The following is a 13,056-nucleotide window of genomic DNA, read 5'->3' as shown; positions in this document are numbered from 1 at the left end:
ATTTTAATATCAATAATATTAAAGATTAGATGTATCCTAAATAAATACAATTAAAATCACAGACTCTATTTATTGAATAATATGAAAAAAATCATACTCTTTTTAAAATCATGGGTGTTTTTTGCGCTATTTAATATTCCCATATTTTCAGTAGATGCTTCTGAAAATGCGACTGAAATCTTTAATCAGCAACAACAGCATAATCAAAGTCAACAAGAAGCGCTTTATCAGCAATTAATACCTGAAATGCCTAATATATATTTTGATATTAGTCAACATGAAGAAAAAGGGAGTAAAACAGAAGAAAAGCTCTGTTTTCAAATCGAACATATTGAAATAACCAATGCCGAAGTTATTCCTCATTGGGTTAATCTACCTCTTTTTAAAACTGAATTTATAGGGCAATGTTTGGGGATAAACGGAATAAATACCGTAGTTACTCGTATGCAAAATCGGCTATTAATGCATGGGTGGATCACAACACGTATTGTTGTACCTGAACAAGATATTAGTCGTGGAACTTTATATCTAACAATAGTTCCCGGCATTATTCGCGATGTTAAGTTTACTGATGATTCTGATAAATACGCCTTGTTGTATACCAGTATGCCTGCACATAAAAAACAACTACTTGATTTACGAGATATTGAACAAGGGTTAGAAAATCTGCAACGATTACCGGTTGTTAGTGCAGAAATGGAAATAAAGCCAGGTGAAAATGCGGGCGAAAGCGACATTGTGATAAAGCGAAAACAATCTCGTTTCTGGCATACTTCATTGTGGATAAATGATGCCGGATCACCTGCAACAGGGCGTTATCAAGGTGGCTTAATGTTAGCACTGGATAATCCTTTAACACTGAGTGATTTGTTCTATTTTTCAACAGAACGTGATTTAGATTTTGCTGGTAGTAAAAATAATCAAAATATTATGGCGCATTATTCAGTGCCTTTTGGCTATTGGTTATTTGATATTAATGCCTCTAAATATGATTATTCTCAGACAGTAGCTGGCCATATTAAAGACATACTCTATTCAGGCGAAAGTGACAGTATTAATGCTGGTGTATCGTATACTCTTTTTCGTAATCAGCAAAGTAAGACAATATTACGTTATGGTGTTCAAGCTAAAGTCTTACGAAATTATATAGATAATACTGAAATTGAAATACAACGTCGACGAGTGAGTCATTGGCTAGTGAATCTCTCGCATCGTCAATATTTTAGTTTTGGAACTTTGGACGGTAGTATAAATTATCAAAAAGGAACACGCTGGTTTGGTTCAATGGCGGCTTACGAAGAAAAGTATCTTGATAATTACTATGCAACAGATAAAGCGAATATTTTAACGTGGCGAGCTGAATTAGATATTCCAATATCTATTGCTCAACAGCAATTTAAATATCAAGCAAGTTATCGCAAACAAATGACACATGATGCATTAACACCTATTGATCAGTTTGCAATTGGTAATCGTTGGACTGTTCGTGGATTCGATGGCGAAAGAACACTCAGTGCAAATGAAGGTTGGTTTTTACAAAATACATTGAGTTGGCGATATCCTGCATCAGAACAGTTTATTTACCTTGGTGCGGACTATGGTGAATTAAAAACAAATACGGATAATCCTCGATTATTAGGTAAACATCTTGCTGGTGGTGTTGTGGGTATAAAAGGTTCGTTACTTTCATCCACAATAAAATATGATTCATTTATTGGCACGCCATTATCTAAACCTGATGGCTTTAAAACGGATCATGTTAATTTAGGATTTAGTATTAATTTTAATTATTAAAATACAACATTAACTCAAATATTAAATAAAAAATAATAATTAAATGAAATTTTATTGTCATAATGGCAAGGATCTAACACATGAATAAATTATGTTATCGCGTTATTTATAATCGTACTCGACAATTGATGGTTGTCGTTTCTGAATTAACTAAATCAAGTGGTGAAAATAATAAACGAAATAATATTATTTCATCGCCTATTCGTACATCATTTAATAGTGTGGCCTTTATTTTACTGTTAATGCAGGGATTAGTGAGTTTTTCAGCACAAGCAAGTCAAATTATTGCTGATCAACACGCGCCTCAAAATCAACAAGCAACGGTATTACAAACAAGTAATGGAGTTGCTCAAGTGAATATTCAGCAACCGAATCAACATGGTGTCTCTCTTAACCAATTTACGCAATTCGATGTTGATAATAAGGGGGCAATCTTAAATAACAGTTTGCAAGATACGCAAACTCAGTTAGCTGGCATGGTAACAGGTAATCCTTGGCTTGTTAATGGTGAAGCTAAGGTCATTTTGAATGAAATTAATAGCCAAAATCCGAGCCAATTAAATGGCTTTATTGAAGTTGCGGGTCAACGCGCTGAAATTATTATTGCAAACCCAGCGGGGATCAGTTGTCAAGGCTGTGGCTTTATTAATGCAGTAAATACCACACTAGTTGCTGGCAATGCATTAACACAAGATGGTGCAATCACTGGCTATGAAATTAACAATGGTAAAATTGTTATTTCAGGAAGTGGATTAAATGATACATCGAGTGATTACACGCGTATTTTAGCGCGAGCAGTAGAAGTAAACTCACGTCTTCAAGCTAATAAATTAGAAATTACGACAGGGAAAAATAGATTAGATAACGAAGGTAATATTGTAAATCAAGATGATAAAGCTGAAAAACAAACTGACTATGCAATCGATGTTGCACTGGTTGGTGGTATGTATGCCAATAAAATAAAGCTTGTTGGTACTGAGCATGGTGTAGGTGTACATAATGCTGGAGAAATTGGTGCTGATATTGGTGGTTTAACTCTTAATGAAAACGGGCAGTTAGTTAATAGTGGCAAAATCCAATCTCATTCAGAATTAGATATAAAAACAACGAGCCTTAACAATCAGGGGTTTATCGTTGGTAAGCAAAATCTAAATGTTACTGTTGAAAACCATTTAGCAAATAGTGGAACTTTACAAGCTAAAAACAATATTCAAATCGATGCAAAAGGAACTGTTTCTCAAACGGAAGTAGGTAAATTTCTTGCACAAGAAAATATTCAGATTGATGCTAAAAACTATTTGGCAGAGAAAAAAAGCCAGTTAGGTGCTGGCGTTGATAATAAAGGTAATATCTCAAAACCTGCAACGTTGACATTAAATATAAAGGATGAATTAAATTCTGCGGGTCAACATTTAAGTAGTAGTAATATTGCTTTTAATGCTAAGAGTATTGATCTTTCAAATAGTCATACTCAAGGTAAATCACTGCAAGTAAAAGCGACAGAAGGCTATGTAACTTCTGACTCAGCTCAGATTAATGCTGAAAATATAGTGCTTGATGCGGGTACTTATATCTCAAATCGCCACGGTGAAATTAAAGGTGAGACGGTTTCACTTACAGCACCTCAATTGATTGATAATACCAAGGGAAAAATTACACAAACAGGCTCTCGTGAATTATCTTTCAATGCAAATGAGTTAAATAATCAACAAGGTGAAATTAATGCACAAGGTGTGCTGACGTTTAACAACCAAATATTAAACAACCAAAAAGGAAATATTCAAAGTTTAGGTAATCAATTAATAGTAAAAGCAACAGAACTGAATAACCAGCAAGGTATTATTTCTTTACCTGAACAAGGGTTATTAGCCATAGAAGCCCAACATCTTTCTGGAAGAGAGGGAACATTATTATCCGCGGGCGACTTATCTTTACAAGGTCAACTGATTGATTTAGAAAAAGCAACAACGCAGGCTGATAATATAACTATTACTGCAACTAATCTGAATCATGATAATGCGACCTTAAAGCAAACAGGCGATAAGACAACATTTATTACAGTTAAAGAAACACTCAGTAATCAACAAGGCAAAATTCAGACTCAGGATCAGTTAACGCTTAAAGCAAGTATAATTAATAATAATCAAGGCGAAATTAGAACATTAAATAATGATCTTGATATAACAACACAAAAAGATTTAATCAATACTAAAGGTAAATTAATTGCAACTGCCCAGAATAAAATCGATGCAGGTCAATTAGATAATTCCAAAGGTCTTATACAGGCTGAAAAAAACATTTCACTTACCTTAATGAATGAGCTGAATAATCATTCAGGTAAGATAATCACGTCTGAAGATAGTCAAGTCCAAGCCGGTCGATTGAATAATCAGCAAGGTGAAATGGGTGCGAATACATTAAATATAATGTTGAGTAACGAGGCGAATAATAAAAAAGGCATTATTCTCGCTCAAGATACGCTCCATTTTACAGCAAAAGGTATCGATAATAGTGAAGGCAGTATCCAATCTGAAAGTAACATGTGGATTGATACCAAAGGCTATACATTAAATAATCAAAATACCCAATATTCAGGCGGCATAATTAGCCGTATTGCATTAAATTTACTAACAGGAAATATCAATAATATTCAAGGTGTTATTAATGCGAGAAAAACAATTGACTTACAAGCCAAAACAGTCAATAACCTAAAAGGTCAAATAGCGACTAAGGGGAATTTTACTGCTGAGACTCAAGGCTGGAATAATACTTCAGGCTTAATACACGCATTAAATATTACAATAAATACGAATAAACAAAAGCTTATTAATCGGGATACTCAAGATAATCAGGGTATTCAGGCTAGTCAAAAACTACAATTAAATACGGGTGTTTTAGATAATCATAAAGGTGATATTGGCGGAAAAACCGTATTGTTAACAACAGAAGAGCTAGATAATAGGCAAGGTATTATTGATGGAAAAACATTAGATCTGAACACGGGAAAATTTACCTTAATTAACCAATCCGGGAAAATAAGTTTAACTGAAGGTGCAGATTTAAAAACGGGTGAAATTAATAATCAACAAGGGTTAATTATTACAGGTAAAGATTTAACAATTAATAGCCATCAGCAAATAATCAATAATCGTGAGACAAAAAAGAGTGGTGGTATTGTTAGTCAAGGAAAATTAACACTAGAGAGTGGAGAGCTTGATAATCAACAAGGACAAATGCTTGCTAAGCAAGCTATAAATTTCACAACCCAAACTGTAAAAAACAATACAGGTAAAATTGTTAGTGAATTATCGAGTTTAACACTTAAAGGATTATCGTTAGATAATACTCAAGGCCATCTCTTTTCTTCTGAAAATTTACTATTAACATTAAGTGATAAACTGACTAATCGCTTTACGAAAGAGAACGACCAAGGAATTGAGGCACAAGGTTTATTAACTATTACCAGTGGAAATATTGATAGTACTACAGGGCGTATTGTTTCTGGTGAAAAATTAATATTAAAAAGTAATAATCTGATTAATCAACAAGGAGTTTTAGGTAGCTTAAATAATAATTTATCTATTACTAGTAAAGCAATAAATAATGATGATGGCTCAATCAGTGCTTATGATATTACTATTAATACACAAGGTGAGCATTTAAGTAATCAAGGCCAACAAAATAGTAGCCAAATTTTTAGTAAGCATAACCTTACGATTGAAAGTGGTACAATAGATAATACCAAAGGTAAATTAGTTGGTAAAAATACAATTAACATTACGAGTAATGGAGATTTAAATAACCAACAAGGTCAAATATTCAGTGCTCATTCTTTAGATATAACGACAAACAGTTTGAATAATGTTCGGGGACAGATTTCCTCAAATAAAGCTATTACAGTAACTTCCGATAATAATATAGATAATACAGAAGGAAAAATAGAAGGACGTGATAGTGTTAGGATTGAAAATAATGGCCAATTTAATAATACACTAGGCGAAATTATTGGGAAAAACAGTGTCAGTGTTTTATCTCTGGGTGATTTAATTAACTACAAAGGGCGTTTAGGGAGTGAAAAATCATCAGTAACACTAAATACCTATAAAATTGATAACCGTTATGGTGTTATATCAGCACAAAATACTTTAGAATTAGATACCAATAAATATGGTATTAATAATACTGATACGAGCAAAAGTGGTGGTATTGTTAGTCAAAAAAATATCATCTTAAAAAGTGGTGAATTAAATAATGAAAAAGGTCATTTAATTGCTAAAACTGACCTTGATATTGATACTCAACAGAAAAAAATAATTAATAATAATGGAATTATATCTGCTGATAATGGCATGTTAACTGTAGACTCAACGGCTATAAATAATATTTCTGGATTGATTTATTCTCTTAAGAATATGCTTGTTAATACTCAAGGTCATGATATTGATAACAGCAATACTAAGAATAATAAGGGGATCTTGACTAAAGGGAATTTATTATTAAATGCAGGTAATATTTTTAATGTGCAAGGTAACTTAAGTGCTGAAGGCTTAGCAAAGATAACTTTTAATATATTAAATAGTGAACAAGGGAAAATTGCTAGTCTACAAAATAATCTAACCTTAACAGGAAATCAGCTTAATAATAATAAAGGATTAGTTTACGCATCAGAAGAACTCAAAATAATATTAAAAGAGTCACTCAGTAATAATGAAACAGTTGATGATCTAGGTATTATTAGTCATGGTAATATTGAAATTACAGCGAAAAATTTTGATAACCAACAGGGTCGTTTTATTGCCAAAAAAGATAATCAGCTATCTTTGAATGAAATTAATAATCAGCAAGGTACAATAGCAAGCCAAGCTGGAAAATTAATAGTAAACAGCCAATCATTATTTAATTATTCAGGATTAATAAGTGCTTTTTCCTTATTAGATATTAATACCCACAAACAGAAAATAGATAATCAGCAGGGTGTAATAGCTAGCCAGTCTGACAATATCACTATTAATAGTGGTGAAGTGGTCAATAGCTCGGGTTTAATTACGGGGATCAATAATGTAGAAATTAACACCCATGATCAACATTTTGATAATAGTCAGACAAAAGAGAGTGGCGGTATTGTTAGCAAAGGAGAGTTAACGATCCATGTAGGTGATCTTATTAATGAAGATGGAAAAATAATATCGACGACAAAACAATCTCTTTTTACTCAAGATATTAATAATAAAAAAGGAAAAATAGGGAGTTTACAAGAGAGTGTTTCTATTGAAAGTCTGGCTATTAATAATCAAAATGGATTAATTAGTGCTAATAATAATCTAACTATTACCACTCAAGACAATAAATTTGATAATAGTAACACTTTATCTAATGCAGGAGTGATTAGCCAAGGTACACTTAATTTATTTACGGGGAAATTAAATAACCAGTCTGGATATATATTTTCTGCAAAATCACTATTACTTAATAGCCTTGGATTAAATAATCAGAATGGAGAAATTGCCAGTCAATCTAATGGTCTTAAATTAGTAACACAAGCATTAAATAATCAAAAAGGGACACTTTATTCGGCAGGTTCTTTCTCGTTAGATACTCAAAATAATCAATTAGATAACAGCCAAACCTTGACTAAAGGTATTATTAGTAAAGGTCCGTTGATACTAAAAACGGGTGATATAATCAATATTCAAGGACGATTAGTTTCGGACGATAACGTTAATATCACAAGTAGCAAATTGATTAATAACCAAGCACAGCTTGGTAGTCAATATGGTAAGTTAAATCTAGCCACAGCAGAAATTGAAAACAAGAAAGGTGTAATTACTGCGAAAAATGACTTAATCATTAAAGCACAACAACAAAAAATTGATAACCAAAATGGAACAATAAGTACCTTAGCAAAACTGGTTATAAATAGTGGTGATTTGATTAATCACTTTGGAAAAATTGCATCTAATCAATATGCTAATATTGCAGCAAAGCAACTCGATAACACAAAAGGCACTATTGCAAGTAATAGTGATAAGCTGAAATTACAAACAAAAGATGTTAATAATAATCAAGGTCTGATTTATGCAGAAAAAGCATTAACAATTTATGCTGATGGCGAATTAACTAATACTGGTAATAAAGCGACAGCAGGTATTATTGCTAAAGATGATCTTAATCTGAAAGTTAAACAACTTAATAATCAGGAAGGATTAATTTCAACAGTAGGAAATTTAGATCTAACTAGCCTTGAAAAAATAAATAACCAACAGGGATTAGTCACTGTTGGGGGAAAAACAGATTTAACAACTTCCCAATTAAATAATTCCCAAGGAAAAATTTCATCAATTGGTTTGTTAAAAATAAATCATGCGGATTCTCTGCTTAATAATCACGAAGGTAGTTTAGTTTCTTCTGATAATATTTGGCTAAAAAGTGGCATATTAGATAATCAACAAGGATATATTACAGCAGGCGATACTGTAACAATTAACAGTGCTGATTTACAAAATCATAAAGGAACATTATACGCAAAATCAATTTTAAAAATTGATGCTCAAAAACTGGATAATACGGAAGGATTATTACAATCTGATAATCAGCTATCAGTAAATACAAATAAAAAAATACTAATTAATACTAAAGGTAACGTAATTAGTGGTACGGAAACACAATTAAATATTGGATCCTTAAATAATCAAAAAGGCCATATTCAAGCAATTGAAAAGCTTAGTATTCAATTAAATGAACAAGCATTAGATAATCAACAAGGAACGTTGTTATCTAAAAAAGATCTTGTTATTCAAGGAAGTAGCGTAAATAATAAAGACGGAAGTATTGTTAGTGGAAATAATGTCAATATTACGTTAGAGCAAGATTTTAACAATCAATTAGGGCAAGTTCAATCTCAAGGCTTGTTAGTCCTCAATACTCAGAAACTAGATAACCAACAAACTCAAAATGATAAATTAGGGTTAAAGGCAGCTAATATTCATATTTTAGTTGATGAACTTTTTAACCATCAAGGTGTTATTCAGGCGAGTGAATTATTAAAATTAACACCAGCGGAAAAACTAAATAATCAAAGTGGTTTGATTTCCGCAAATGAATTAACTATAGGTGGATCACCAAAAAATAACTTAGCCATTGATAATAAAAAAGGGCTGTTAGCTGCAACGGCACAGCTTCGTTTATGGGCTGAAAATTTAACAGGCGATGGTGACGTTATCTCGGCAGGTAAAAGTGAAATTCAGCTCAAGAATGCGTTTGTATTAGATGAAAATGCCACAATTAAAGCTCAGGATTCATTAACATTTTCTTCAGAACAAAGAATTGATAATCGTGGATTTATTTATGCCGGTGAGCAACTTTCACTGAAAGCAACAAGCTTTACTAATTATGAACCTGTAAAAAATAATGAGATCATTACAGCACGTATTGCAAGAAGTGTTGATGAGTATGAAAAACGTAATGGTGAAGTAAGTGCTAAAAATCTAGCGATTACAGTATCAGACAATCTGCACAATACAGGATTGATTGATGCCTTTGGGGGAAAACTTTTCTTAATTGCAACGATAATCAATAACCAAGTTGGTGGTCGTATATATGGCGATAATATTTATATAAAAAGCCAGCAATTTGATAATAGTGCGAAACTTGATGAGATTGCGCCAGTCTTAGCATCTCGCGAAAATTTACAGCTTTTTAGTAATACAATAAATAATCGTAATCATGCCTTGATTTATAGTGGCGATGATATGGCAATTGCGGGTTTTGATACTGAAAGCCTGCCAGAAAGTGTTGCCGCTGATGTATTAAATAATGAAAGTGCATCAATTGAAGCAAATGGGAATTTGTTTGCCCATATTTCAGAAATTAATAACCGTGATCTCTATTTAAAAATAAGTGATCCTGAAAAAGTGTCTGAAATTCCAATGTATCAATTTGGTGTTGATTACAGTAGTGATAAATTTGACGCTGATGATGAAAAAATTTGGTACAACATCAATACGCGTGAACATTTATTACATGTTAATGGTAGACAATATAAAGACTTTTATGAATTTAAATACAATATCATTACAGAAGAATCGAAGTTATTACATCGTGATCCCGCATTAATATTAGCGGGTAAAGATATTACTCTAAAAGGTGATAATTTAAATAATATAGATAGCCATATTATAGCAGGTGGAAAACTGATTATTGATGGAATGCATATCAATAATCAGGAAACTGCTGGGCAGCGTATTGAATACCATGAAGGTATAGCAATAAAGCATAAACGTCCGGGTAAGCGAAGAACTGGAGGTAAGAAAAAAAGTAGTTCGACTTCAAGTACTCAATATGGGCCGTTTGAGATAGTGACTGATTTGCCATTAGGCTTATTAGAATATAAAGAAAGCAGTAATCAAACGTCAGACAAACGTCCTGAGGCAAGTAAATCCGATGAAGTTATTATATCGGCTAAGCCAAGATTTGGTCTTCTAACTATTAAAGAAAAGAGTATTGATGTTCATACTGAAAATATTGCTTCTATTACCTTAGATAAAGGCACCGAAAAATTAGCTGATGAATTGTCGTTAACACAACATCAAGATAATTTATTAACTGAACAAAATGATTTTATCTTATCAGGGCAGATAGAGACAAAAAAACTTGATGGAATTATTGAGCAAAAAACGGCTGAAAATAAAGTTTTAAAAGTAGGTGATGAAGTAGCTATTACTGAACTTAAACAGACTGAAATTAATCAGCCAAATTTAACCCTACCTGAAATAAAACATGTAGATAAACAGCCTTTAGTGCAACAGCCTATTGGTAAAATTATTACAGTGCCTCAATTAGATAAACCAACAGAAAATAAAACTATTGAGGTTAATATTCAAACAGTAGCACCAATATTGAAATTACCTGAGAATCGTTTATTTAACTTAAATAAAGGAACGGATAGTCAATATATTGTTGAAACAGACTCTCGTTTTACCAATAAAAGAGAGTGGTTAAGCTCAGATTATATGCAAAATGCGTTATCTGTTGATCACAATAATACACATAAACGTATTGGTGATGGTTTCTATGAACAGCGCATAGTACGCGATCAAATTATCCAATTGACCGGAAATCAATATCTTGATGGGCACAATGACAACGAACAGCAATATCATGCATTGATGGATGCAGGTATCCGCTTTAGTGAAGAATTTGGCATTAAGCCAGGTGTAACGCTAACAGCAGAGCAAATGGCAATGATCACGGCTGATATGGTGTTATTAACCAGCAGGGAAATCACTTTACCTAATGGTTCCGTTGAAAAAGTGTTGGTGCCACAAGTTTATGCCAGAGTATTACCAGGTGATTTACAAAATAGTGGTGCATTGCTTTCAGGTAGTGAAGTTATTTTAAATAATATTCCAGAGCTGAAAAACCAAGGTACTATTTTAAGTAAAAATGGATTACAAGCATCAACAGATAATTTAATAAACCAAGGTCTTATAAAAGGAAAGACCGTTGATTTAACAGCGTTGCATGATATTAAAAATGAGGGTGGCCAAATTGCAGGGCAGAGTCGCGTGAGTTTGCAAGCGGGTGATTCTCTTATTAGTACTGCAACAACAAATGGTGATGCATCTAATCAATGGATAAATCGTGGTGCAGCCATTTATTTAACTGAGCCTGATGGCGAAATTGCATTAAAGGCAACACGTAACTTAGAACTGACGGCAACAGATATTTTAGCAGGTGGTAATAGCCGAGTTTTATTAAATGCAGGTGAAAATATTGAGTTAGGAACTATCAATACGGTTCGCCAAGAAAATATAGATTGGGATAGTAAAAACTATCTGCATAAAACCACGCAAGAAGAGATAGGCTCTCGCCTTTATGCGGGTGATATTACATTGCAATCGGGTGAGGATATTCATCTTACAGCAACAGATATTCAAGCCACGGGACTGTTAGGATTACATGCAGGTAATGATATTTCGCTAAAAAGTGGTTACTCCTCAATTGATCAAATTGCCCATAGTGTCACAAAAGACAAATCGTTTGGTTCATCGGAAACACATACTACGCATGCTGAAATTCATAATAAACAGGCAACAGGCTCTCTATTAAAAGGGAATGAAATTTCGGTTTCTGCAGGCAATAATTTAACGGCACAAGGTAGTGAAATTATAGCAACACAAGATATTAATCTTGATGCAGGTAATCAATTATCACTAACAACGGCACAAGAATTAGAGTTCCAATCTTATGAAGAAAAGATCAAAAAATCAGGCATCGGTGGTACTGGCGGTATTGGTTTTACCGTCGGAAAATCAACCTTTGAACAGCTGAATAACAGTGATGCTATTACCTATAAAGGTAGTGTAATCGGCAGTACCGAGGGCAATATTCGCATAAATTCGGGTGATAATCTCACCATAGATGGTAGTGAAATGATTGCCAAAAAGGAGATATCTCTTACAGGGGATTCTGTTGATATTTCTTCTTCTGAAAATAGCTATACCGAATTAAGTCGAACCAAAAGTAAACAAAGTGGTGTGACGGTTGCCCTAAGCGGTACGGCAGGAAGTGCCATTAATGGCGCTATTGCGGGATACAAAGCCGCCAAAGAAGCTGACGATAGCCAAATTAGTACCTTACAAAGTATCAAAGCTGGGCTTTCGGGTGCTCAAGCGGTGGGTGCTGTGGCGTTAGATAATGCCCAATCAGGTACAGATAATGAAAGCACAACGTTAATTGGCGCTAATGTTTCTTATGGTAAAAGTTCTTCTGGATCAGAAACCATACACCAACGAAATATTGCTCAAGGCAGTAGTTTAAGTGCAGGTGAAAACCTCTCTATCACCGCAACAGGCAAAGAAACAGGCGATATCAGGGTCACCGGTAGTGAACTGCAAGCTGGCAACGATCTCTCGTTGATTGCTAGCCGTGATATCACTTTACAATCTGCACAAAACCAAGAAACAACAGACAGCAAAAACGAAAGTAAAAGTGCGTCTGTTGGTGTTGGTGTGACAGTGGGCTCTGGCGGTGTTGGCGTTAACATTAATGCGAATGGTAGTCGAGGTAAGGGATTTGAAGAGGGCGATCACACCTATTATACCAATACGACGCTAAATGCAGGGCAAACCCTCACCTTACAAAGTGGTCAAGATACAACACTAAAAGGTGCACAAGCTCAAGGTGATAAAGTTATTGCGAAAGTGGGTGGGGATTTACACCTTGAAAGCCAGCAATCCATAGATGACTACAAGTCGAAGCAAT

The 13,056-nt window shown here is 33.6% G+C and carries 2 protein-coding genes; both read left to right on the top strand.

Annotation, left to right across the window (positions count from 1 at the left end; genetic code table 11):
- Positions 1-81: 81 nt before the first annotated feature.
- Positions 82-1,794: a ShlB/FhaC/HecB family hemolysin secretion/activation protein gene (locus JEP40_RS18565; RefSeq protein WP_198624752.1), complete on the top strand. Its 1,713-nt coding sequence runs from the start codon at positions 82-84 to the stop codon at positions 1,792-1,794.
- 80 nt (positions 1,795-1,874) lie between these two features.
- Positions 1,875-13,056: hemagglutinin repeat-containing protein (locus tag JEP40_RS18560; RefSeq protein ID WP_198624751.1), on the top strand; the 11,182-nt coding region annotated here is incomplete at its 3' end.

The sequence above is a fragment of the Proteus vulgaris genome (assembly GCF_016239305.1).
Taxonomy (GTDB): domain Bacteria; phylum Pseudomonadota; class Gammaproteobacteria; order Enterobacterales; family Enterobacteriaceae; genus Proteus; species Proteus vulgaris_C.
This window is presented reverse-complemented; position numbering and strand designations above follow the sequence as displayed.